Genomic DNA, 22,535 nt, shown 5'->3' with positions numbered 1-22,535 from the left:
TTATGGTCGGCTGAAGCCGCTGGCCGATCGATCGGAAGGAGGCGACATGGCGCTCACCGGAAGCTGCCATTGCAAGGCGACGATGTTTGAGGTCAGCGAAGCGCCGCGGACCGTCACTTTCTGCACCTGTTCGTTCTGCTCGAAACGAGGTTCGCTGTGGGCCTACTATGTGCCCAGCCAGTTCAAGCTGCTGACGCCGCCGGAAAACGTTTCGATCTATCAATGGGGCTCCAGGACCGTGAAGCACGGCTTTTGCGCGGTGTGCGGCTGCGGCACCTTTACTGAAACGCCGGATTTCAGTACGGGCGAACCCGATTTCGACAATCCCAGGATCAGCGTCAATTCGCGCCTGTTCGACGATTTCGATTTGGATGCCGTCGAAGTGGTTGTCATCGACGGCAAGAATCTGTGGTAGCCGACTTTTTGCCGACCCTGTCCCGACCGCTTTTTGCCGCATTTCCTGCTACAAGCAATCCGAAGGCGCGACTCGCGAGCCTGTGGGAACGATCAGGAGAGGGACTACCGAATGAGCAGAAAATGGATTGCCGCGCTGGTCGCGACGGCGTTTCTTGGTGCGTGCACGACAGACCCCTATACGGGCGAGCAGAAGGTTTCCAACACCGCGGGCGGTGCAGCCTTGGGCGCGGGCCTCGGCGCGCTGGCTGGCATGGCGGTCGGCGGCAGCAGGACGGCTCAGCGCAATGCGGTCCTGATCGGGGCCGGCGTCGGTGCGCTGGCAGGCGGCGCGATCGGCGCGACGATGGACCGCAACGAAGCTGACCTCAGGGCGCAACTCCAGGGTACCGGCGTCAGCGTCACACGCGCCGGCGACCAGATCATCCTCAACATGCCGTCCGACATCACCTTCGGCATCGATCAGGATGCGATCAAGCCGGGTTTCTACCAGACCCTGAACTCGGTCGCCCTGGTCCTCAACAGGTATCAGCAGACGATTGTCGACGTGTTTGGGCACACCGATTCCACCGGCAGCGCCGAGCACAATCTCGACCTGTCGCAGCGCCGCGCGCTGTCGGTCGCCAATTATCTGAGCGCCCAGGGCGTCGATTCGCGACGCTTCGCGGTGACCGGTTTCGGCAAGACGAGGCCGATCGCCTCGAACGCCACGACCGAGGGAAGGGCGCAGAATCGCCGCGTGGAAATCCAGCTTTCCCCGTTGACCTGATTTCGCGCTCCGCGACGAAATTTCGCCTGAAAAAAGACCCGCTGCGATCGCAGCGGGTCTTTTGCATTCATGATCGGCGGATTGACGCCAGGGATAAATCAGACCTTGCCGGCGACCCGCATGAAGGCCGGCATGTCGTCGCCGAATCCGACCGTTCCATCATTATCTTCCTGGGGCCGGCGGTTGCGATCCTCGCGGCGCGGACGTTCCTGGCGATCGCCGCGTGGCTGCTCCGCGCGTTCCGGCCGCGCCTTGCGCTCGGCGTTTTCCGTCTTGATCGCGTCCCGGCGAGCAGGGCGCTCGTCATTGGCCGCGGTTACCGGCTCCGCACGCAATTCCGGGTGGTGCTGCGCCTTTTCCTCGGCAGGCTTCGGCTCCGCGGAGCGCGGGCTGCGTTCGCCGCGTGGTCTGCGCTCGGCGTCGTCCTTGCGTCCGCTTCGGCGGGGCGCGCCGGCTCCGCGCCCGCGGCGCGGCGCCTCGTCCTCGCCTTCCGACGCCACCACGGTCGAAAGGTCGCCGTCATGCCATTCGATCTTCAGGCCGGTCAGCCTTTCGATTGCATCGACATATTTCGTGTCGGACTTGGTGACGATGGTGAAGGCCTTGCCGAGTCGGCCGGCGCGGCCGGTGCGGCCGATGCGGTGGACATAATCCTCGGCGTGGATCGGCACGTCGTAGTTGAAGACGTGGCTGACCTCGGGAATGTCCAGTCCGCGCGCCGCCACGTCGGATGCAACAAGCAGCTTCAGCTTGCCGTCTCGGAAATTGGAAAGCATCTGCATGCGCGCGCGCTGGTCCATGTCGCCATGCAGCGCGCCGGCGTCAAAATCGTACTTGACCAGCGAACGGAACAGTTCGGCGACCTCGACCTTGCGGTTGCAGAAGATGATTGCGTTCTTCAGGCCGTCGGCCTCGGCATTGATGAGGTTTCGCAGCGTCTCGCGCTTGTCCCACGGCTTTGAGCCGGACTTGACGAGGCGCTGGGTGATGTTGGTGCTGCTCGAAGCAGCCTTGGAGACTTCGACGCGCACCGGCGCATGCAGGAACTGCTCGGTGAGCTTGGTGATTTCCGGCGGCATCGTCGCCGAGAAGAACAGCGTCTGACGCGTGAACGGGATCAACTTTGCAATGCGCTCGATATCTGGAATGAAGCCCATGTCGAGCATCCGGTCCGCTTCGTCGATGACGAGAATTTCGACGCCGGTGAGCAGCAGCTTACCGCGTTCGAAATGGTCGAGCAGGCGGCCCGGCGTCGCTATCAGCACGTCGACGCCCCGCTCCAATTTCTTCAACTGGTCTTCGAACGATACGCCGCCGATCAGAAGGGCGACGGTGAGGCGGTTGTTCTTGCCATATTTTATGAAATTTTCCTCGACCTGCGCGGCGAGTTCGCGCGTCGGCTCGAGGATCAGGGTGCGCGGCATCCGGGCGCGGGCGCGACCCTTTTCGAGCCGTGTCAGCATCGGCAGGACGAAGGAGGCCGTCTTGCCGGTTCCGGTCTGGGCGATGCCGAGCACATCCTTGCCCTGCAAGGCGTGCGGAATCGCGCCGAGCTGGATCGGGGTCGGCACGGTGTAACCCGCGTCGGTGACTGCGGAAAGGACCTTGGCCGACAGGCCGAGGTCCGCGAAAGTCAACGCTTCTTGAGCGATCTGGTTGTCTGAGGACAAGTTTCTTGGCTGCTTTGGCTGGTTAGGGGCGCGGCGGGATTGTCCGCGGCAGACGGAGGCCGACTGCGATATTGCATCGCGATATGCCTAAGTCCACGATTTGTCAACCGAACTCGGCTTTGCTGGAGCATTGGCCGCGTTCCTATGCTTAATCGCCCACGTTTTATCCCTTCGAGCGCTTAATGCGACATGGATGGCATGGTTCCGCCGCGTCACCCGTTTTCTTTCTGCCTTCCGGTATCGGGATGCCCGCCGCTCAGTAGCGGAATTGCTCCGTCAGGATGCGCTCGTTCCAGGAGTGGCCGGCGTCGAAGAGCAGCGTGGCGGTTGCATCCCGCGATTCCCGCACGGTGACAGTGACAACGGACTTCACCTCGGTATGGTCGGCAACCGCATTCACCGGACGCTTGCTGTGCTCCAGCAGGTCGAAGCGCACGACGGAGTTCTTCGACACAAGCGCGCCGCGCCAGCGGCGCGGGCGAAACGGGCTGACCGGCGTCAGCGCGAGCAGCGGCGCATCGAGCGGCAGGATCGGGCCGTGGGCGGAGAGGTTGTATGCCGTCGAACCCGCCGGCGTCGCCACCATCACACCGTCGCAGACCAACTCCTCCAGGCGGATGTTGCCGTCGATGGTGATGCGCACCTTGGCTGCCTGATAGGATTGGCGAAACAGCGACACCTCGTTGATGGCGAGCGCATGTGCGGTCGAGCCGTCGGCGCCGATCGTATCCATTTCCAGCGGCCGGATTGTCTCTGCGGCTGCGGCGGCAATGCGCTCGGGCAGTTCGTCTTCATGGTATTCGTTCATCAGGAAGCCGATCGTGCCGCGGTTCATGCCGTAGACCTGCTTGCCCGTGCCCATCGTCTCGCGCAGCGTCTGAAGCAGAAATCCATCGCCGCCCAGCGCCACGATGACATCGGCCTTGTCGACGGGAACGTGCCCGTAGCGGGCGGAAAGGCGCGTCGCCGCCTGCTCGGCGTCAGCCGCGTCCGAGGAGGTGAAAGCAAATGTGTTTCTGGCCTTGTTCATCGTTCCCGGCCCATGCCCCCGCTACGCCGCAAGCGGGGTAGCATGCGGCCCGCCATCTGCAAAGGGAGCCCTTTCTTCGAAGTGGCATTCGCGGTTAACATCCGGGAAGTGCCTCGAGAGGAGATACTGCGCATGAGGATAGACGGTTCATGTCATTGCGGTCACGTGCGCTACGAGGCGACCGTCGACCCGGAAAAGGTCACCATCTGCCATTGCACGGATTGCCAGGTGCTCACCGGAACAGCGTTCCGCGTCACCGTTCCCGTACCTGAAAGCCAGTTCAGGCTGACTGCCGCGGAGCCTAAAAGCTATATAAAGACGGCCGAAAGCGGCGCAAAGCGCGCCCAGGCATTTTGTCCCGAATGCGGCACGCCGATCTATGCGACGTCGGTTGGCGAAGGGCCGAAGGTTTATGGCGTGCGTGTTGGTACGGCCAAGCAACGCGACCAACTGGTACCGTCGCGCCAGGTCTGGCACAGGTCGGCGCTGCACTGGCTGCCCGGCCTGAATGAGATTGAGGCTGTCGAGAAGGATGGGTGACGCGCGGGCGGGGTGCTGGTGCCCCCGGACGGAATCGAACCGCCGACCTTCGGTTTACAAAACCGCGGGAAGTCGCGCTCGCGAGTAGCAATTTCAAAGGGTTGTTTCGCAAATCCGCCTAACGTGGCCACGGCGTGGCCACGGGGAACTGCGCCGTAGGCGGGCCGTGGCCACGGTGCTGCGGCTTTTCCGCCCTCGCTCCTCGTGGCATAATCGCCCGATGCCGCAAGCCGCCCGTCATCCCGACCAGCGTAAGGCCAAGTCGCCGAAGATCAGCCTGCGTATCTCGGTTTCGTTGACGACGTATCAGAAGATCAGCGAGTTCCGGCACACAGCCCAGCATGAAAGCCGACAGCAGGCCTTGCTGTGCCTGCTTAATGCCGGTCTGGTCGCCTTGGCGAAACCGGCCACCCTGCCGACCGGCCAGAAGAAAAATTGCGAAGCCGACTTCCCCAACACAAATGGGGAAGTTCCCCAGCCGAAACCGCCGCTCGTTCCCTATGCCGGGTTTGAAGGCGACGGACGGTCACGCTCCGCAGTAAATCGTTAACCATCTTTTGGCATTCTAACGGCATTCTAACGGCATTCTAACGGCATTCTAACGGCATTCTAACGGCATTCTAACGGCATTCTAACGGCATTCTAAGGGACAGATTGAACTCAGCGTTTTGCCCCCTGAATGGCATCCCGGCAGCCTTTGGCCATAGCCGCTGGGATGCTTTCAAAACTCCCCGCGCTCGACCTATGGCGTTGCCACCTTTTTCACGATCTCCGATACCAGCGTCTCGTACGCCGCGAGCTCATAGATAACGAAGAAGTCCCCGCCATTCTCCCGTTGCCACCGCGAGCCGCGATTGAAACCGGGAATGCTGAGGCGTTCCGGGAGATGCTCCTTGGAGTGCCATTCGTGGAATTCGGTCTGGTGGTCTTGCGTCACGTTCCACCACATGGCGACTGCTGCATCTCCTAAAAGTGCCATGGTCGACTTACCCGTCTTTGCCCAGCGCCACGCCTTCGCGAGCAGACGAAATCGATAAAACTGCCCTCGGCATTAGTCCGACTGCGCGTGTCATGAAACTCCTCCCAATCGCGGCGGCATCCGCCCATGCACCTGGCATCAGCCATACGCGAGATCGTCTTTGCGCTTACACCGTCGAAACCGGCCGCCGCGATAATCGCCAGTTTCTCGCCGACGACGGCTGGTCGAGACCATCGCGATCAAGGTCATCGTCAATTCTGGTCAATCAAATCAATCAACGCTCGCACCCCGTGCGCATAGCCGCGTGGACCAAGTCCGGCCATCACCGCCGTGGCGATCTTGGACACAAGCGAGTGCTGATAGATTTCCTCGCGGCGATGGATGTTCGAGATGTGGAACTCCAGGATTGGGCCAGGGAACATCTTCAGAGAATCGAGCAGCGGGATCGAACGGAAGCTGAGGCCGGCGGGATTTATCAGGATGCCCGCGCCGTCGTCGATTGCCTCATGGACCCAGTCGACGAGCTGATGCTCGGCATTGGTCTGATGGAAGCGGACCGGGCGGTCGCCGGCAGCATCAAAACAAATCGCTTCGACTTCGGCCAGCGTCGTCGTGCCGTAGATCTCCGGCTCGCGCTTGCCGAGGCGATTCAGGTTGGGGCCGTTGAGGATAAAGATCGGTTTCATGTTAACCTTGGTATCCGAGAAGGCGGGGAAGGAAGAGCACCGTGTCAGGTGCGAACGTGACGATTGCCAGCGCTATGAGCATGACGAAGAGGAAAGGCATCACGTCGCGGACAATGTCGCGCAGCGGCACTTCTGCTATGCGCGTCATGATAAAAAGGAGCAGGCCGTAAGGCGGCGTGATCAGCCCAAGCATGATGTTGAGCACGACCATCACACCGAAATGCACCATATCAATTCCGAGCGCCTTGGCGGTCGGTATGAGAACCGGCACGATCACTAGCAGGATCGTTGTTCCTTCGAGAACGCACCCAAGGAGAAGCAAGAGCAGGTTAACGATGACCAGGAACTGCGTCGGCGTCAGGTCCCATGATATCAGCAGCGCCGACAGGGAATGGGGTATATTCTCTACCGTCACGACATAGTTGAACACCATCGCGCCGGCGAGCAGCATGCCGATCGAGGCGGTGGTGCGGCCGCTGTTCAGCAGGGCGCTATAGAGCTGAGATGCCGTGACGCTGCGATAGATGATGATCGAAATTAGGAGCGCGTAACCGGCGGCGACTCCTGCCGCTTCCGTCGGTGTCATCACGCCGCCTCGGATGCCGACCAGCAGAACCACCGGCAGCATAAGAGCCGGCAGCGCACGCAGCGTCAGACCGGGAAGCTTGCGCAGCGGGATCGGCTTCTCGATCGGGAAGTTTTTGCGCCGAGCGTCTATTGCGACGATCGACATCTGCCCGAAAGCCAGGAGCAGGCCGGGAACGATACCGGCAATAAACAGGAAGCCGATAGAGGCATCTGACACAAGGGCATAGATGACGAGCGGGATCGATGGCGGGATGATCGGACCGATCACGGCCGTTGCGGCGGTCAGCGCCGCCGCATAGCTCGCCGGGTATTTGTCATCCTTGGTCATCAGCTTCTGCATCATCCGCCCCGTGCCCGCGGCATCGGCGATCGCCGAGCCGGACATGCCAGCGAATATAAGGGATTGCAGTACGTTGACCTGGGCGAGACCACCGCGGAAGCGTCCCACGACGGCATTGCAGAAATGCAGGAGCCGCTCGGTCATTGTGCCGGCATTCATGATCTCGGCCGCGAGAATGAACATGGGAACCGCGAGGAGGAGATAGCCGGTATAGAGGCTGTTGAGGATCTGCTCCGCGGCTGTACCCATGTCGAGCCCGGCCAGCCAAAGATAAAGGATCGACGAGGCAATCATCGCGTGGCCGATCGGCAGCCCCAGCAGCGCGAGCGCGACAATGGAAATCAGCGACAGGGCAAACGGGTCAAGCAACATCATACGCCGGAACTCGCCTTGGTCGGGTCGAAGTCCTCGGGAGCAGGCCCCTTTAGCGCTTGCCAAGCCAGCCATAGGTAGCGAGCGATAGTCGCGACGACAAAGACGATGTAGATCGAGAACAACCAGTCGAAGCGAGATCTTCAGATAGGCCGTGCTTTCGACCTTCATAAACGTGACGTAGTCGAAGACGGCCGGAAAGGAGTAGCCGTAGATGGTGATGAGAGCTACGGCGGAAACAACGGTCATGACGCGCCGCGCGCGTTGGCCGACGGCGCCATAGACCAGGTCGAACCTGATTTCCTCTTCCTCGCGCACCACGAAGGCGGCCCCGAAGAGCACGACCCAGATCCACAAGACGACGGTAAGTTCGTTGCTCCAACCGGTCGGCCAGTTCAGCATGTAGCGGAACAGAACCTGCAGAAGAAAGGCGCAGAACATCACCCCGATCATGATGGCGATGAGGTTTTCACCTCGCCGGTAGAGCCAGCCGGCGATGGGTCGCGCGCGTTCAAGCATCGGTGGGTCTCCCGGGGGCAGCTGTGCACCAAACAGACGAAACCGCCGGCCATGAAAGCCGGCGGTTCGTGTTCGATGGACTTCAGAGCGCGTTGATCTTGTCCACCATGCCGGCCGGCCAATCCTTGGCGAGGTCGGAAGCAAGGTACTTCTCCTGCACGTGCTTACGGAAGGCCGCGACGTCGGGCTCGTAGATCTTCAGTCCGTTACCCTTGAACGTTTCGACCAGTTCCTTTTCGCGCGTCAGGTGCTTGTCCGTCGAGAAGTCGATCGCCGCGTCGGCCGCGGCCTGGAATTTGGCCTGCTTCTCAGCGCCCATCTCGTCCCACGCCTTCTTCGACACGGCGAGCAGATCGAAGCCGACAAGGTGCGAGGTGAGCACGATCTGCGACATCACCTCATAGAACTTCATGTTCTCTACGTTGGGCAGCGGATTGTCCTGACCGTCGATCGCGCCCGTCTGAAGGCCGGTGTAGACTTCGGCATAGGCCATCGGCGTCGGGTTGGCGCCCAGCGCCTCGCCGAGGAATTGCCAGGCGTCGCCGCCGGGCATGCGCAGCTTGATGCCGACCATGTCGGCGGGCGTCTTGATCTCCTTGTCGGGCTTTAGACCGACCTGGCGGACGCCAAAATATGTCGGGCCGAGCACCTTCACCCCGAGCTCGTCCTCGGTCATCTTCTTCAACTCGGTGCCGGCCTCGCTGGCGAAGAAGGCCTTCACGTGAGCTGCGTCACGGAACAGGTAGCCGGCCGTCACGATCGACCAGGCAGGGATCTGCTTGGAAATGTCCTGCGGTGCGATGTTGCCCATCTCGAGATTGCCGCGCTGGATCGCGACGAGTTCGGTACCCTGTTTGAACAGGTTGCCGCCGTAATATCCTTCAAAGGCGAAGTCGTCCTTGATGGCATCGGCGAACATCTTCATCATCTCGGCGCGGATGTCCTGCTCCGAGAACACTGCCGAAAACCGCAGCTTCGGCTTGTCCTGGGCCAGAGCGGGGAATGCGACGAGTGCCCCGGCCACAGCGGTTCCCGCCAGAAACTGGCGGCGCGTCGAATGCATGTTCATGAGGTTTCCTCCCTGTTGGAACTAAACGTGCGCGGATCTTGTCCAGGGCGTCGGCTGGCCAAGGCTTGGATATCGGCGATTCCTGGTATGATCGGCCCCCTGCACGACGGCATCGATCGAAAGCGGGGCAGCGTGCGCGTTCATGCAGCGGCCTCGAAATGTCCCGCCATGGCCGCCATATCGGCCGCGCGCCCAGTAAAATGCTCGAACGCGCGAACAGCCTGGCCGATCGCCATGCCAATGCCGGGAAGTGTGCGGCAGCCAATCTCGCTTGCCCGCAGAAGAAGTTCCGTTTCGCGCGGGAAATAGATGATGTCGGCGACCCACTGCTCCGGCCGCAGCCATTCGGAAGGAAACGGCGTGCCAGGATGCTTCGCCATGCCGATCGGGGTGGTATTGACGATGCCGTCCGCCGCTGTCACTGCGACGTGTGCGTCTTTAGAATGAACAAGCTCCGCTGCACCTGTCCGCGCAAGCCGTCGCGCCAGGTGGTTCGCCCGCGCCCCCTCAGGATCGATGATGGTGATCTGGGTCGCGCCAAGTCCGATTAGGGCAGCACTGACTGCGGACCCCGCTCCGCCGGCGCCGAAAACGGTGACGTGAGCGAGCGAGACGCCGTTCATTTGCGACCTAAAGCTCTCGGCGAAGCCCCAGTGGTCGGTGTTGTGGCCGATCGTCCGCTCGCCGAATACGACTGTGTTCACCGCCCCGATCGCCTCGGCCTCCGGCGCGAGTTCATCAAGCAGCGGCATCACCGACTGCTTGAACGGATAGGTTACATTCACTCCGTTGAAGCCGAGGCCTGCGGTAGCTCGAAGAGCGGCATCGAGGTCAACGTCACCAAGTCCCAAGGCGTCGAAATCAACGAGAACGTATGCGCACGAAAGGCCGAGCCGCTCTGCTTCACGTTCATGCATGGCGGGAGTGCGGGACAGCTGGATTCCGCGACCGATAAGGCCGACGAGCACGTCGGGATGTCCGCCCAGTTCCTCAGACCGAGTGTGCAGCGACGTTTCGATCGCCTGCGCGATCGCCACAACTCTGTCCGGCATTCAACCTCCCAACCGCATCGCCATCGGCAGCGCTTGTCTTTGTCGAGCCGCCCCCTGTAAAAGAATGACCCTTGGGGCGCATGATGTACGAACTGGTTAGTTTGTCAACGCCGCAGAGCGGGAGTGAGGTTTCGATGTCGCACGTAACGCCGGTCCGGAAGGGCCGTGAGCCGCCCAAACGCCCGCAGGATCCAGATGGCACGCGGCGGGACATTCTGGAAACTGCTTCGAGAGAGTTTGCTCTAAACGGGCTTTCCGGTGCGCGGATCGATGAGATTGCTGCCCGGACCAAGTCGTCCAAACGCATGATCTACTACTACTTCGGGGACAAGGAGGGACTATACCTCCGCGCCCTTGAAAACGCCTACCGGACGGTGCGCGAAGGGGGAGGATCAGCTCGACACCGATGGCCTTCCCCCTCGCGAGGCGCTGCGCCGTCTCGTCGAGTTCACGTTCGACCACCACCACGAGCATGAAGAGTTCATACGCATGGTGATGATTGAGAACATTCATCACGGGCAATATCTGGAACGATCGGAAGTCATCAGCGGTCTGAACGTTACCGCAATTGATCACATCGCCTCAATCTACCTGCGTGGCGTGGAAGCCGGGGATTTCAGGCCGGGCCTTGATCCACTGGAATTGCACTGGCAGGTCAGCGCACTGTGCTTCTTCAACGTCTCCAACCGCGCGACGTTTTCCAAGATCTTCGGTCGTGACATTGGGGCGCCGGATGAGCAGGAGAAGCTGCGTGAGAACGCCGTGGAAATGATACTCCGATTTGTCGCAACCTGATAAGCCTGTCGGAAATACCTCGGGAAGTCGAGTTCGGGCCACCAGCGCTGGTAGCCGCGAAAGTCTGCTATCGTGCACCACGGATATAGGTCGGTGAAGGCCCGAGTGGGTCGCCATCCAGACCACCCGTTGAGCGCAGCGTCCGCTTCCCGCACTTAGACGCCGAAAGCCGTTGGTCCGCTCATGATGCGGTGGACGGCTCTCCTCCCTCCCTGCGGTATGATCGCGGGATTAGAGCTGGAGGAGCGCTATGATGAGCAACGTTACGACGATCGGTCTGGATATCGCAAAGTCCGTGTTTCAAGTCCACGGCGTGGATGCGGCTGGTGAGGTTGCCGTTCGCAGGAAGCTTACACGTGGGCGCGTGCTGGCATTCTTCGAGAGCTTGCCGCGATGCCTGGTCGGGATCGAGGCGTGCAGTTCGTCGCATTATTGGGCTCGTGAGCTCATCGCACTTGGCCACGATGTGCGGCTGCTGCCGGCACAGTATGTGAAGCCCTACTTGAAGCGGCAGAAGAACGATGCTGCAGACGCAGAGGCGATCTGCGAGGCGGTGACGCGGCCGACGATGCGCTTCGTGCCGGTGAAGTCGCCCGAGCAACAGAGTGTGATGATGCTGCACCGGGTTAGATTGATGCTCAACCGCCAGCGCACACAGATATCGAACGCCTTGCGAGCCCATATGTCCGAGTTCGGCGTCGTGGCGCCGATCGGGCGGAATGGGATCGAACAACTGCTTGTCGTTATCAACGACGAAACCGACGCCAGGATACCCGCTGACGCACGGCTATGCCTGCGCATGCTCGAGGCGCAGCTCAAGGTCGTGAAGGAACAGATCCTCGAAAACGATCGCCGGGTCCGGGCGAGTGCGCGAGAGACCGAGCTCGGTCGCAGGTTGATGGAGATTCCGGGCGTGGGCCCGCTGCTGGCGAGTGCGTTCGTCGCGACCGTCGCCGATCCGCACGCATTCAAGTCCGGGCGGTGCCTCTCGGCTTGGATCGGGCTCGTCCCCAAGCAGAACTCGAGCGGGGGCAAGGAGAAGCTCGGCAGCATCTCCAAAGCCGGGAATCGCTACCTGCGCCAGTTGCTCGTCGTCGGCGCAATGGCGGTCATCCGCTATGCCGAGCGGAACGGAACCAGGCGGCCATGGCTCGTGCAACTGATGGCACGGCGAACGACCAAGGTTGCGGCGGTTGCACTGGCTAACAAGACAGCCCGCATGGTCTGGGCATTGATGACAGGCGGCGAGCGCTACAGGGAGCGGTCATCGCATAGAACGAGACAGGGCGAGCGCCGACGAGGTTGGAAAGGGCGGACAGGAGCTGATGCACAAAGCCGGTTGAAACCGCCGGATCAGGAGAACCCACTGGGGCCGTGCACTTCGAGTGCGAGCTTACGATCGGGACCTGAGCCGCGCGAATGGCATTATGGCCAGCGGCATATGACAGGCCGCACCTACAGGTCGGATACATGGCCGCACCAACCAGCAACTGCAAACGCTCAAAGAACCCCTTGCCAACGGAGAGCCGTCCATACACGGCCCCAAACCGGCCTTGCTGGGTCGATTTGGCGGCTCGTAAGCGGACGTTGACCGGAACCAGCGACTTTGCACCGTTCCTGCCGTTCCAATTGAAATCAGCTACGGCGCTAGGTGACCCGGCTGCAGCCATTCCCAAAGTCGTCGGTTTCTTCAAGTCGCCGATCAGCGGTATGGAAGTGGCATTTTACTTAGCCCGCTTGGGCGCGGTGAACGTCCACAGGGGGCTGACGTCGCGACTTTGCCAAGCTTGAAGACCTCCGTCGCCTCGCCGCGTCCGCGCAGCCGGTGCTTGCCCGCCGGGATCGTTTCGAACCTTTCGTCGAGCCGCGACGCGGTCTCGCCGGAAATGGCGATTGCTGCGGTGGCGCCCGGTTCGAGCTGCTTGCCGAGGTCCTGCAGCCGTTGGCTGACATTCACGGTGTCGCCGACGATCGTATAGTTGACGCGGTCGGATGCGCCGATATTGCCGACAATAACGGAGCCCGTGTGGATGCCGATGCGGACATGAAGCGGAGGCCGGCCTTCGCCGATCCCTTCCAGATTGTCCTTCTCCAGCTCCTCGCGGATCGCCGCGGCGGCGCGGACGGCCGCGGCGGCATGGCCCTTCAGACGGTCCGGCGCGCCGAAGAACGCCAGCATGCCATCGCCCAGGAACTTGTCGACAGTACCGCCATGTGCATCGACCGCGCCGCACAGGATCGCGAGTGATGGTTCAGCAGCCTCGCCGCGGCGGCGGCGTCCATCTGCTCCGACAGCGTGGTGAAGCCGGCGATATCGGTGAACATAACGGTGACGACCGCTTCGCGCGGTTCGGCGATGCCGACCTCCCCGGTGCGCACCAGCTTGGCCACCAGCGAGCGCGGAATATAGGTCGAGAATGCACGCAGACCGATCAGCATGGCATTGAACGCCGAAGCCTGGTTGTCCAACTCCAGCACCCTGCTGCGCGGCAGGGGGCTCACGCCGTCGAGATCGAAATCGGCAACGCGCATAGCCTGGCCGGCGATCGCCTGGATCGGGCGCGATAGTCGCCTGCCAAGCAGGATCGCTACGATGACCGCCACCGCCATCACCCCAAGACCGAGCAGGGCCGATCCCATGACCCGCTCGATCCCGTCACTGATCTGACTGGCCTTGAAATACGCGCCGAGCGTCCACGGCCGGTCGCCGTAGCCGGTGATCTTGCGGGTGATGGCGATGTAAGTGTTCTCTCCGTCCCATGGATGCCGAACCGTCCTTGTCCTCGACCTGGATTTCGGCAATTTCGATATCGCGGGTACGCTCCATGCTGAATTCCGCTTCCGGTTTGCGCGCCTCATATCCGGCGAGAACCGGATCGCCGAAACTGGCGAGCGGCGTCAGCGGCAGGATGCCGTTCTTCAGCGCATCCGGGTCGGCCAGCCGCTGGTCCGCCAGGATGGATCCGTCGCCATCCAGAATGAAGGCATGCGTGCCGAAGCGCGACGACAGTTCCTGCGTGATCTTGGACAAATTCTGCAATTCGACGGCGGCGATCACCCAAGCCTTCGTGGCGCCATCGCGCGCGAGCGGCGCCGAGACATTGGCGAACAGGCCGTATTCGTTGGCGACGAAGGCGCGCCACCGGCGTCCGCCGACCTGCTGGCGCTCTTCAAGAACGGCGCGGACCTGCGGCGATTTCTCGATCTCGGCGGGGAGCTCCCGGATCGTTCCGGCGGGAAACTTGTCGTTGCCCTTCCCGGTGACCGCCGCCCTCCTGCAGATAACATCGGGCGTGCAGACCAACATTGCGTTCACCCCCGGCGCTGCCGCGAGCGCACCGGCAAGTGCTGCCGACATCTCCTCGCCGTCGATCTGGAATTCGCCCTGGGCGTAGAGTTTCGCGACGCCGTCCACCGCGCTCTCGGCGCGTCCCATCTCGGCGCGCAGCGAATCCTCCTTGCATCGATCAGCAGCGTCGACTGGGCGCCGAGCAGGTCGAAGGTGTTGCGAACATTCGCGCCAACCGACAACGCCAGCACGCCGCCGACCGACAGCAAGACCAGCGCCCCGAAACTCAACGCCATGATGACGGCCACGGGTATTCGACGCCGTTTCTTTTCGGGGCGGAGTGACGGCTTTAGGGAGAGGACGCGCCCGAAGCATTCGTACCAATGTGGCGCCGATGGTTCCAGCGCCGATGATTCCGATCCTCATGGGGGTGTCCCTGCGCGAATGTGGGAAGATTGGCCGTCTCAATCGCGGATAGGACGCCCGAGAGATGCACACCCTCCTCGCACAGTGTCGAGAGTGTCAACTACCGGAACCCGCCCACAGCCCCTGCCGGTTCGACCGAAAACAGGATGTCGCTGATGTCGACGTCAGACCGGCAGCCCGAGCTGCTTTCGCAGGCTCTTGTCGAATGCCGATGCGGGGACGAAACGGCGCAGGAAACTGACCTGGCGCGCCATTTTGCCCGCCGCATAGCGCCTCTTCGGAGCCGGATCGGTCGCAGCCGCCAAAACGGTCTTGACTACCACTTCGGGCGCATCGCCTTTTTCCATCGCTTTCCGCACGGCTACATTCATGCCAGCGCGCGCGGCGTCATAGATCTCAAGCAACTGATCCGGCTTGGCGAGATTATCTTCGAATGACGTTCGGGTGTAGGCGGGCTCGACCAATACAACGCGAATTCCGAACGGGCGCAGTTCATGGTCGAGCGATTCGGAATAGCCTTCAACGGCATGTTTGGTCGACGAATAAAGCGCGAAATAGGGAGCTGGGATGAACCCTTGCACCGAGCTCAAATTAACGATTCTGCCCTTGCCTTGGCGGCGCATTGTCGGCAGGACCGCGTTGGTCACGCGCAGAACGCCGAAGACGTTCACGTCGAACAGTGCCTGAGCCTGGGCGGTCGAGGACTCCTCCGCGCCACCAAGCAGACCCATGCCGGCATTATTGACGAGCAGGTCGATGCGCCCGGCCTCGGCCAGCACGTCCTCGACCAGTTTCGCCACGGACGTGTCATCGGTGACGTCGCAGGTCAGCATGGTCACGCCATCGGATCGTTCGGCGACCGCGCGACGGCTGGTTCCAAACACACGAAAACCCGCGTTCTGCAGGGCTTTGGCCGTCGCGTGCCCGATGCCGGTGGACGCCCCCGTCACCAGGGCGACGCCAGGATTGGTCTTGTTCATGGAAGTAGTTTCCTTCTCTGTGGTTTCAATCACCGGCCCATCCGGTGCTCGCGCCAGTCAGTTCGTCCAGCGTCGAAATAGCGCGCTGGCATTGACGCCTCCGAAGCCGAAGCCATTGGAGATCGCGTAATCCATTCCCATCGGGCGGGCTTGGTTTGCGACGAAGTCGATCCCGTCGCCGGCTGGATCCGGAGCGCTCAAATTGAGGGTTGGCGGCGCCAGCTGATCCCTGAGCGCCAGGATCGCGAAGATGGCTCCAAGCCCACCGGCGGCTCCGAGCAGATGTCCGGTTGCCGATTTCGTTGCGCTGACAGCTATCGCGAAATCTGTGCCGAAGAGTGTTTTGATCGCCGCGATTTCCCCCAGATCGCCGACCGGCGTGGAGGTCGCGTGCGCATTGAGGTGGTGAACGTCACGCGCCGAAATGCCGGCTTGGGCAATCGCGATCTCCATGGCTCGGCGCGCACCGTCGCCGTCCTCGGGGCCGGAGGTGACGTGATGAGCATCCGCCGTCGTGCCGTAGCCAACGAGTTCGGCGAGCGGCTTTGCACCGCGCGCAAGCGCGTGGTTCAACTCCTCGATAACCAGCATGCCGGCTCCTTCGCCCATGACGAAGCCGTCCCGCGACTTGTCGAACGGTCGGGAGGCCTCATCAGGGCGGTGATTAAAGGAGGTCGAAAGAGAGCGTGCTGCGGCAAACCCACCGAGGCTGACGACGTTCATGCATGCTTCCGTACCGCCGCATACGGCGATATCGGCTTCATTGGCGCGGATAAGGCGAGCCGCATCGCCGATCGCCTGAATGCCGGCCGCGCACGCCGTCACCGGTGCGCCGAGCGGACCTTTGAAGCCGTAGCGGATCGAGATGTGGCCTGCCGCGAGGTTCACCAGGAAGGACGGTATCGTAAACGGCGACAAGCGGCGCACACCGCGCTGGTCGACTGTGCGCACCGCCTCGGTGATAGCAGGGAACCCGCCTATCCCTGAAGCGATGATCGTGGCCGTGCGCAGGCGATCCTTTTCCAAAGCAGGCTTCCAGTTCGCCTGCGCAAGCGCCTCTTCCGCCGCCGCGAGCCCGAAGAGGATGAACCGATCGACCTTGCGCTGGTCTTTCGGCGGCAGGACGGCGTCCGGATCGAACCCGGCTTCGGGGTCTTCTTCCAGGCGGGGAACCACTCCTCCGATCTTCGCCGGCAGGTCTCCCACGACATCGTCCGGAAGTCTCCGGATCCCCGAGCGACCGGCCAGGAGGCGCGACCAGGACGCGTCGACATCAGCAGCAAGCGGCGTGACCGCTCCCATGCCTGTAACAACAATCCGTCGCATCTATTCTCCTCTCAATTGGGTGTGCCGCCAGCGCTGCCCGCGCCCTTCAGGCGGCGACTGCTTCGCGAACCTGATCGGTCGCCGCTTCCAGAAAGGCCTGCGCGAGGTCGGGGTCGTTGACGGCCCGCGAGAGGACCACCGCACCGACCATGGTCGAGAGAATGGCCATGGCCTTGCCGCTGGGCTCATCGCCGTCGGCCTCGCCAACCCAGCTACCGAGCAGTTCGAGGTAATCCCTGATCCCGGCTTCGAATGACGCTTTCACGTCGGCGCCCTGTCTGGCGACATCCGAGCCGAGCGCAACGACCGGGCAGCCGTCCATCCTTTCTCCGCGATGATCCATGCTGAGATAGAACGCGATCACCGCGCCAAGCGGATCCTCGGGTTTTGCTGCAGTCGCGGCCGACCATCGGAGGGCGGCGCTCTCCATTGCCCGTCTGGACGCCTGCGCCGCCAGGTCCTCCTTTGAAGCGAATTGCTTGTAAAAGGCGCCTTGGGTCAGCCCGGCACCCTTCATCAGATCCTTAAGGCCGATACCGTCAAAGCCGCGCTCCCGAAAAAGGCGGCTTGCCACATTGATCACGGTTTCGCGGTTTTCCGCAGCCTGAGTGCGACTTACGCGCATCGTCAGTCTCCTTTTTTAGATTGCATTCGAAATCTATATCAGTTATAGAGTGCGAACGCAATCTATTTTGACACGAGGCGATGGGCATGAAAAAGAGGAATCTTGTGGTGTTAGCCGGTGTCCTGGTCGCAGCGTCGGGGGCGGCGGCATTCGCCACACTTGCCATTCCCACGCAGGAAGCCTCTGCCGTGAGCGACCCGCGGCAGGAACCGCCGATCGTCAGATTGGTGACGGCAGCGCCGGTTACCGGATCCGAACACGGCTTCACCGGCATCATCGGGGCGAAGGTGCAGAGCAATCTCGGCTTTCGCGTGCCCGGCAAGATCGTGGAACGGCTCGTGGACGTCGGTCAGGAGGTCAAAGCCGGTCAGCCGCTGATGCGGATCGACGAAACCGACCTTCGTCTTGCGCTCACGGCGAAGCGCAACGCCGTTGCCGCAGCGCGTGCAATGGTCGTTCAGGCGAAACCGGATGAACGGCGGTACGCCAGTTTGCTCAAAGATGGATGGGTTCCACGTCAGCGCTACGAGCAGGCGAAGGCAGCGTCGGACACGGCCGAGGCACAACTTGCCGCCGCCGACGCCGAAGCACGGGTCGCTGAGAACGAGGCGACCTACGCGATCCTGTTGGCGGACGCGGATGGAACGGTGGTTGAAACGCTTGGCGAGCCGGGGCAGGTCGTCTCCGCCGGCCAGACAGTGGTCCGGACCGCCCAGGCTGGTGCCCGCGAAGCGGTGGTCGCGCTTCCCGAAACGATCCGGCCGGCGATCGGCTCGGCAGCCGAGGCCAGCGTGTATGGTGGCGATGGGCGTCGTTATACGGCACATCTCCGGCAATTATCGAACTCGGCCGATGCCCAGACCCGTACCTATGAGGCCCGTTATGTGCTCGACGGTGAGGCCGCGGCAGCACCGCTTGGCGCGACCGTAACCATTCGGCTTGCAAGCCAGGCGAAGCATCCGGAAGTCCAGGTGCCGCTGGGAGCCGTGCTTGATGACGGCGAGAAGACCGGCGTTTGGATCCTGAACAGCGCCTCCTCGACCGTCCACTTTCGCCCTGTCAAGCTTGTTCGTGTGACCAGCGAAACCGCTGTGATCTCCGGAATGAACTCTGGCGATCCGATTGTTTCGCTCGGGGCTCATCTTCTGCAGGAGGGCGCTCGCGTCAGAACTGCGTCCGAAAGCGGGGGCACCTGACGATGAACCTCAATCTTTCCGCGATCGCCGTTGGAGGGGTTCGATGATATACAGTTACATTGTCAAGAAAGAGATCCGAATGACGTTCGACCATGTCAATAACCATCGCTGGGATGAGGCGGTGAAGGCAGTCGCGTCGAATGTCCATCACCGCGTTTCCGGCGCCCACGCGCTTGGTGGTGAGCGCCACGACAAAGAAGCCCTGCGCCGATGGTTTGAGCGCCTCGGCCGCGTCCTGCCCACTCTCCATATCACGGTCAACAACATCTGGGTGACGGGCTGGCCGTGGCATACCACGGTATTTGCGCAGTGGGATGGCACCGCAACGCTGCTCAACGGCGACGCGCCGTACGTCAACCGTGGTCTCCACGTGTTCACCCTGCGGTGGGGCCGGGTCTATGCACTCGAGGAATTCCAAGATTCACAAGCAGCGGCCCATGCTCTTGCCGCCCAAGCGGAAGCTGGCCTCGAAGAAGCTGTCGCCGAACAAATTGCAAGCTAGCAGAAGCGCAGTCAGAGGCCCCGTTTCTTAGGCAAGCGCAGTCCTCTTGGCGCTCACCTACTGCGGGACAGCGCGAGCGTCAGGACGAACGTGGAGGAAATAGGAGTGGCCAACTGATGAGCTTCAATCTTTCCGCGATCGCCGTTCGCGAACGGGCCGTCACCCTGTTCTTCATCCTCCTGCTGGTCGCCGCCGGCGCCTACGCTTTCGTCATGCTCGGGCGGGCGGAGGACCCCAACTTCACGATCAAAACCCTGACGGTCACGACGGCATGGCCGGGCGCGACGGCGCGCGAGATGCAGGACCTTGTCGCCGAACCGTTGGAGAAGCGGCTTCAGGAGCTGACCTGGTACGATCGGGTGGAGACGACCACGCGGCCAGGCTACGCGTATATGACGGTCACGCTGAAGGACAGCACACCGCCGTCAGTCGTGCAGGAGGAGTTCTACCAGGCTCGTAAGAAGCTCGGCGATGAAGCCCGCAACCTGCCATCCGGCGCCTTCGGCCCCTTCGTCAACGACGAATATTCGGATGTGAGCTTCGCCCTCTATGCGCTGAAGGCCAAGGGCATGCCGATGCGTGAGTTGGCGAGGCAGGCCGAGGTGATCCGCCAGAACCTCCTGCACGTGCCCGGCGTCAAGAAGATCAACATCCTCGGGGAGCGGCCCGAACAGATATTCGTCGAGTTTTCATACGCCAAGCTGGCTACCCTCGGCGTATCGGCACAGGACATCGTCGCCGCCTTGCAGCGGCAGAACACCGTCACGCCGGCGGGCTCGATCGACACCCAGGGGCCTCGGGTCTTCATCCGGGTCGACGGCGCTTATGACAGCGTTCAGGCGATCGCCGAGACGCCGATTGTCGCTTCGGGGCGGACGCTGAAGCTCTCCGACATCGCCGAAGTCCGCCGCGGCTACGAAGATCCTCCCACCTATCTCATCCGGCGCCAGGGCGAGCCCACCATCATGCTCGCGCCGGTGATGCAGGAGGGCTGGGATGGTCTCGCGCTCGGCAAGGCGCTGGAGGATAGGACTGCGGCCATCGCACAGACACTGCCGCTCGGAATGACGCTCGACAAGGTGACCGATCAGGCCGTCAACATCACCTCGGCGGTCGACGAATTCATGATGAAGTTCGCGATGGCACTCGGCGTCGTGCTGCTGGTGAGCCTTGCCAGCCTGGGCTGGCGCGTCGGCATCGTCGTGGCGGCTGCCGTCCCTCTGACGCTTGCCGTCGTGTTCCTCATCATGCTGGAAACCGGCCGGTTCTTCGACCGCATCACGCTCGGCGCTCTCATCCTGGCGCTCGGTCTTCTCGTTGACGACGCCATCATCGCCATCGAAGTGATGGTGGTGAAAATGGAAGAGGGCATGGACCGCATCAAGGCGGCGGCCTATGCGTGGAGCCACACCGCGGCGCCGATGCTGTCGGGAACGCTCGTGACGATCGCCGGCTTCCTGCCGGTGGGCTTTGCGCGCTCGACGGCCGGCGAATACGCCGGCAACATCTTCTGGGTCGTGGGGTTCGCCCTCATCGTCTCCTGGATCGTCGCGGTGGTCTTCACGCCTTATCTTGGCGTGAAGATGCTGCCCGACATCAAACCGGTCGAAGGCGGTCACCACGCGATTTACGACACACCGAATTATCGGCGTCTGCGACGGCTCATCACCTTTGCCGTGCGCCACAAGTTCGTAACCTGCGGTATCGTTGGCATCGCCTTCGCGCTTTCCGTGGTCGGCATGGGCTCCCTCAAACAGCAGTTCTTCCCGACATCCGACCGCCCCGAAGTGCTGGTGGAGGTTCGCCTGCCGGAAGGCACCAGCATCGAGACGACGACCGCCACGGTCGAGAAGCTCGAACATTGGCTGGACAGCCAGCCCGAGGCCAAGATCGTTACGAGCTATGTCGGTCAGGGCGCTCCGCGCTTCTTCTTCGCGATGGCGCCGGAACTGCCTGATCCCGCCTTCGCCAAGATCGTCGTGTTGACACCGGACGCCGAGGCGCGTGAGGCGTTGAAGCACCGGCTCCGGGATGCAGTGTCTCAGGGGCTTGCGCCTGAGGCCTATATTCGCGTCACGCAGCTTGTCTTCGGCCCCTACACGCCGTTCCCGGTCGAGTTCCGGGTCGTGGGACCTGATCCCGCGCAACTCTACAGCATCTCTGAGAAGGCCCTCGACATCATGCGGGGCGTCCCGGACGTGCGGCAGGCCAATCGCGATTGGGGCAATCGCACGCCAGTGCTCCGCTTCATCCCGGATCAGGATCGGCTGAATCTCATCGGGCTCTCGCCGGCGGAAGTGGGCCAGCAGCTCCAATTCCTCCTCACCGGTATCCCCGTCACGCAGGTCCGCGAGGACATTCGCAATGTCCCCATCGTCGCCCGCAGCGCCGGCGACGAGCGGCTGGATCCGGCGCGTCTGGCCGATTTCTCACTGATGAGCAGGGACGGCCGGCAGATTCCGCTCGACCAGATCGGCCATTCGGAAGTTCGTCTGGAAGAGCCGATCCTGAAGCGCCGCGATCGCACGCCCGTCATCACGATCCGCTCGGATATCAACGAGGCGACCCAGCCGCCTGAGGTTTCCAAGGAGATCATGAAGGCCCTTCAGCCGCTGATCGCATCCCTTCCGGCCGGCTATCGCATCGAACTGGGCGGATCGATCGAGGAGGCTGAAAAGGCCAACACCGCGCTGGGCAAAGTCTTCCCTGCCATGATCGCCGCCATGCTGATCATCATCATGCTGCAGGTGCGATCCTTCTCGACGATGTCCATGGTCATGCTGACGGCACCGCTTGGCCTTGTCGGGGTCGTGCCGATGCTGCTCACCTTCAACCAGCCCTTCGGATTCAACGCCATTCTGGGCATGATAGGACTGGCCGGCATCCTGATGCGCAACACGCTGATCCTGACCGAACAGATCAAGGAAAACCGTGCTGCCGGCCTCGACGGCTATCACGCCGTCATCGAGGCCACAGTGCAACGCACGAGGCCTGTGATCCTGACGGCACTCGCCGCCGTGCTCGCCTTCATCCCCCTCACGCACTCCGTCTTCTGGGGATCGATGGCCTACACGCTGATCGGCGGCACGGCGGTCGGCACGGTGCTGATCCTGCTCTTCCTTCCGGCGCTCTATGCCGCGTGGTTCCGGATCAAGCCAACAGCAGACGACGTCCATGAGGAGCCATCCAACTCGACGGATGAACTGGAAATGCCCACAGCAATTGCTGCCGAATAGGGCCCTGTTGTCGGAGGAGACGGGTCAAGATTTCGCCTGCTGGCTTTGCCTGAACATACGGAGGGCCAGCCGCACGACTTGCCGCCTGCAGATGATCGTTCAGGGCGAGCCTGGCAGATGCGATTCATCAGT

20 protein-coding genes and 3 pseudogenes are annotated in these 22,535 nt (G+C 62.2%); 9 read left to right on the top strand and 14 right to left on the bottom strand.

Features of this window, described 5'->3' with window-relative positions; all coding sequences use genetic code 11:
- Positions 1-46 precede the first annotated feature (46 nt).
- Together ACG873_RS12395 and ACG873_RS12390 are read left to right on the top strand one after the other, a co-directional pair.
- The gene (locus ACG873_RS12395; protein WP_394892086.1) at positions 47-415 is read left to right on the top strand and encodes a GFA family protein; all 369 of its coding nucleotides are present in this window, start codon (positions 47-49) and stop codon (positions 413-415) included.
- 111 nt (positions 416-526) lie between these two features.
- Complete coding sequence (locus ACG873_RS12390; protein ID WP_394892085.1) at positions 527-1,183, top strand: OmpA family protein; 657 nt, start codon at positions 527-529, stop codon at positions 1,181-1,183.
- Positions 1,184-1,281: 98 nt separating this feature from the next.
- Here ACG873_RS12390 and ACG873_RS12385 read toward each other — a convergent pair whose 3' ends face one another.
- Positions 1,282-2,853, bottom strand: a complete 1,572-nt coding sequence (locus ACG873_RS12385) for a DEAD/DEAH box helicase (protein ID WP_394892084.1) — start codon at positions 2,851-2,853, stop codon at positions 1,282-1,284.
- A 256-nt stretch (positions 2,854-3,109) separates the two neighbouring features.
- Positions 3,110-3,883: an NAD kinase gene (locus tag ACG873_RS12380; RefSeq protein WP_394892082.1), complete on the bottom strand. Its 774-nt coding sequence runs from the start codon at positions 3,881-3,883 to the stop codon at positions 3,110-3,112.
- Between the two features lie 132 nt (positions 3,884-4,015).
- Between ACG873_RS12380 and ACG873_RS12375 the strand changes: the two genes are divergently transcribed.
- Both ACG873_RS12375 and ACG873_RS12370 read left to right on the top strand, forming a co-directional pair.
- Complete coding sequence (locus tag ACG873_RS12375; protein WP_394892081.1) at positions 4,016-4,423, top strand: GFA family protein; 408 nt, start codon at positions 4,016-4,018, stop codon at positions 4,421-4,423.
- A 166-nt stretch (positions 4,424-4,589) separates the two neighbouring features.
- On the top strand, positions 4,590-4,973 hold the full coding sequence (locus ACG873_RS12370) for a hypothetical protein (RefSeq protein ID WP_394892079.1): 384 nt from the start codon (positions 4,590-4,592) through the stop codon (positions 4,971-4,973).
- A gap of 192 nt (positions 4,974-5,165) precedes the next feature.
- Here the strand turns inward: ACG873_RS12370 and ACG873_RS12365 are convergent, their stop codons facing one another.
- The 6 genes and pseudogenes from ACG873_RS12365 to ACG873_RS12340 all read right to left on the bottom strand — a co-directional run bounded on the left by ACG873_RS12365 (position 5,166) and on the right by ACG873_RS12340 (position 10,028).
- Positions 5,166-5,402, bottom strand: coding sequence for a hypothetical protein (locus ACG873_RS12365; protein ID WP_394892077.1), 237 nt, complete (start codon positions 5,400-5,402; stop codon positions 5,166-5,168).
- Positions 5,403-5,653: 251 nt separating this feature from the next.
- Positions 5,654-6,088 carry a type II 3-dehydroquinate dehydratase gene (locus tag ACG873_RS12360; protein WP_394892076.1) on the bottom strand — a complete coding sequence of 145 codons (435 nt, stop codon included), beginning with the start codon at positions 6,086-6,088 and terminating at the stop codon, positions 5,654-5,656.
- A gap of 1 nt (position 6,089) precedes the next feature.
- Entirely contained in the window at positions 6,090-7,391 is a 1,302-nt protein-coding gene (locus tag ACG873_RS12355) for a TRAP transporter large permease (RefSeq protein WP_394893474.1), read from the bottom strand.
- A 180-nt stretch (positions 7,392-7,571) separates the two neighbouring features.
- Positions 7,572-7,790, bottom strand: a pseudogene (locus tag ACG873_RS12350) (TRAP transporter small permease); the annotation flags it as partial.
- Positions 7,791-7,989: 199 nt separating this feature from the next.
- A complete protein-coding gene (locus tag ACG873_RS12345) occupies positions 7,990-8,976 on the bottom strand; it encodes a substrate-binding domain-containing protein (protein WP_394892075.1) in 987 nt (328 codons plus the stop codon).
- A gap of 140 nt (positions 8,977-9,116) precedes the next feature.
- Positions 9,117-10,028, bottom strand: coding sequence for a shikimate dehydrogenase (locus tag ACG873_RS12340; protein ID WP_394892073.1), 912 nt, complete (start codon positions 10,026-10,028; stop codon positions 9,117-9,119).
- A 134-nt stretch (positions 10,029-10,162) separates the two neighbouring features.
- Here ACG873_RS12340 and ACG873_RS12335 point away from each other — a divergent pair.
- Both ACG873_RS12335 and ACG873_RS12330 read left to right on the top strand, forming a co-directional pair.
- Positions 10,163-10,823 (top strand): annotated as a pseudogene (locus ACG873_RS12335) (TetR/AcrR family transcriptional regulator).
- Between the two features lie 253 nt (positions 10,824-11,076).
- Positions 11,077-12,081: pseudogene (locus ACG873_RS12330) on the top strand (IS110 family transposase); the annotation flags it as partial.
- Positions 12,082-12,525: 444 nt separating this feature from the next.
- Here the strand turns inward: ACG873_RS12330 and ACG873_RS12325 are convergent.
- The 6 genes from ACG873_RS12325 to ACG873_RS12300 all read right to left on the bottom strand — a co-directional run bounded on the left by ACG873_RS12325 (position 12,526) and on the right by ACG873_RS12300 (position 17,469).
- Positions 12,526-13,002, bottom strand: coding sequence for an adenylate/guanylate cyclase domain-containing protein (locus tag ACG873_RS12325; RefSeq protein WP_394892071.1), 477 nt, complete (start codon positions 13,000-13,002; stop codon positions 12,526-12,528).
- Positions 12,969-13,463: an adenylate/guanylate cyclase domain-containing protein gene (locus tag ACG873_RS12320; protein ID WP_394892070.1), complete on the bottom strand. Its 495-nt coding sequence runs from the start codon at positions 13,461-13,463 to the stop codon at positions 12,969-12,971. Before ACG873_RS12320 ends, ACG873_RS12325 begins: the two co-directional genes overlap by 34 nt.
- Before the next feature lie 16 nt (positions 13,464-13,479).
- The gene (locus ACG873_RS12315) at positions 13,480-14,259 is read right to left on the bottom strand and encodes a hypothetical protein (RefSeq protein ID WP_394892068.1); all 780 of its coding nucleotides are present in this window, start codon (positions 14,257-14,259) and stop codon (positions 13,480-13,482) included.
- 443 nt (positions 14,260-14,702) lie between these two features.
- Positions 14,703-15,518 carry an oxidoreductase gene (locus ACG873_RS12310; protein ID WP_394892067.1) on the bottom strand — a complete coding sequence of 272 codons (816 nt, stop codon included), beginning with the start codon at positions 15,516-15,518 and terminating at the stop codon, positions 14,703-14,705.
- A 57-nt stretch (positions 15,519-15,575) separates the two neighbouring features.
- Positions 15,576-16,844, bottom strand: a complete 1,269-nt coding sequence (gene fabF / locus ACG873_RS12305; protein WP_394892066.1) for a beta-ketoacyl-ACP synthase II — start codon at positions 16,842-16,844, stop codon at positions 15,576-15,578.
- A 46-nt stretch (positions 16,845-16,890) separates the two neighbouring features.
- The gene (locus tag ACG873_RS12300; RefSeq protein WP_394892064.1) at positions 16,891-17,469 is read right to left on the bottom strand and encodes a TetR/AcrR family transcriptional regulator; all 579 of its coding nucleotides are present in this window, start codon (positions 17,467-17,469) and stop codon (positions 16,891-16,893) included.
- Between the two features lie 86 nt (positions 17,470-17,555).
- Between ACG873_RS12300 and ACG873_RS12295 the strand changes: the two genes are divergently transcribed.
- The 3 genes from ACG873_RS12295 to ACG873_RS12285 all read left to right on the top strand — a co-directional run bounded on the left by ACG873_RS12295 (position 17,556) and on the right by ACG873_RS12285 (position 22,403).
- Entirely contained in the window at positions 17,556-18,665 is a 1,110-nt protein-coding gene (locus ACG873_RS12295) for an efflux RND transporter periplasmic adaptor subunit (RefSeq protein ID WP_394893472.1), read from the top strand.
- 43 nt (positions 18,666-18,708) lie between these two features.
- Entirely contained in the window at positions 18,709-19,167 is a 459-nt protein-coding gene (locus ACG873_RS12290; RefSeq protein ID WP_394892063.1) for a nuclear transport factor 2 family protein, read from the top strand.
- Positions 19,168-19,283: 116 nt separating this feature from the next.
- Positions 19,284-22,403 (top strand): efflux RND transporter permease subunit, encoded by a 3,120-nt coding sequence (locus ACG873_RS12285; protein ID WP_394892061.1) that lies wholly within the window; start codon positions 19,284-19,286, stop codon positions 22,401-22,403.
- Positions 22,404-22,535 lie beyond the last annotated feature (132 nt).

Source organism: Allomesorhizobium aridi, from assembly GCF_043769475.1.
In the GTDB taxonomy this organism is placed as follows: Bacteria; Pseudomonadota; Alphaproteobacteria; order Rhizobiales; family Rhizobiaceae; genus Allomesorhizobium.
The sequence above is the reverse complement of the archived record's forward strand: the minus strand, read 5'-3'. Positions and strand labels throughout refer to the sequence as shown.

Bases quoted from the DNA above. Each gene is read 5' to 3' on its own strand.
- ACG873_RS12395 (WP_394892086.1), top strand. From the start codon at position 47: ATGGCGCTCACCGGAAGCTGCCATTGCAAGGCGACGATGTTTGAGGTC.
- ACG873_RS12390 (WP_394892085.1), top strand. From the start codon at position 527: ATGAGCAGAAAATGGATTGCCGCGCTGGTCGCGACGGCGTTTCTTGGT.
- ACG873_RS12380 (WP_394892082.1), bottom strand. From the start codon at position 3,883: ATGAACAAGGCCAGAAACACATTTGCTTTCACCTCCTCGGACGCGGCT.
- ACG873_RS12375 (WP_394892081.1), top strand. From the start codon at position 4,016: ATGAGGATAGACGGTTCATGTCATTGCGGTCACGTGCGCTACGAGGCG.
- ACG873_RS12365 (WP_394892077.1), bottom strand. From the start codon at position 5,402: ATGGCACTTTTAGGAGATGCAGCAGTCGCCATGTGGTGGAACGTGACG.
- ACG873_RS12360 (WP_394892076.1), bottom strand. From the start codon at position 6,088: ATGAAACCGATCTTTATCCTCAACGGCCCCAACCTGAATCGCCTCGGC.
- ACG873_RS12355 (WP_394893474.1), bottom strand. From the start codon at position 7,391: ATGATGTTGCTTGACCCGTTTGCCCTGTCGCTGATTTCCATTGTCGCG.
- ACG873_RS12345 (WP_394892075.1), bottom strand. From the start codon at position 8,976: ATGAACATGCATTCGACGCGCCGCCAGTTTCTGGCGGGAACCGCTGTG.
- ACG873_RS12340 (WP_394892073.1), bottom strand. From the start codon at position 10,028: ATGCCGGACAGAGTTGTGGCGATCGCGCAGGCGATCGAAACGTCGCTG.
- ACG873_RS12325 (WP_394892071.1), bottom strand. From the start codon at position 13,002: ATGCTGGCGTTCTTCGGCGCGCCGGACCGTCTGAAGGGCCATGCCGCC.
- ACG873_RS12320 (WP_394892070.1), bottom strand. From the start codon at position 13,463: ATGGGATCGGCCCTGCTCGGTCTTGGGGTGATGGCGGTGGCGGTCATC.
- ACG873_RS12315 (WP_394892068.1), bottom strand. From the start codon at position 14,259: ATGGGACGCGCCGAGAGCGCGGTGGACGGCGTCGCGAAACTCTACGCC.
- ACG873_RS12310 (WP_394892067.1), bottom strand. From the start codon at position 15,518: ATGAACAAGACCAATCCTGGCGTCGCCCTGGTGACGGGGGCGTCCACC.
- fabF (WP_394892066.1), bottom strand. From the start codon at position 16,844: ATGCGACGGATTGTTGTTACAGGCATGGGAGCGGTCACGCCGCTTGCT.
- ACG873_RS12300 (WP_394892064.1), bottom strand. From the start codon at position 17,469: ATGCGCGTAAGTCGCACTCAGGCTGCGGAAAACCGCGAAACCGTGATC.
- ACG873_RS12295 (WP_394893472.1), top strand. From the start codon at position 17,556: ATGAAAAAGAGGAATCTTGTGGTGTTAGCCGGTGTCCTGGTCGCAGCG.
- ACG873_RS12290 (WP_394892063.1), top strand. From the start codon at position 18,709: ATGATATACAGTTACATTGTCAAGAAAGAGATCCGAATGACGTTCGAC.
- ACG873_RS12285 (WP_394892061.1), top strand. From the start codon at position 19,284: ATGAGCTTCAATCTTTCCGCGATCGCCGTTCGCGAACGGGCCGTCACC.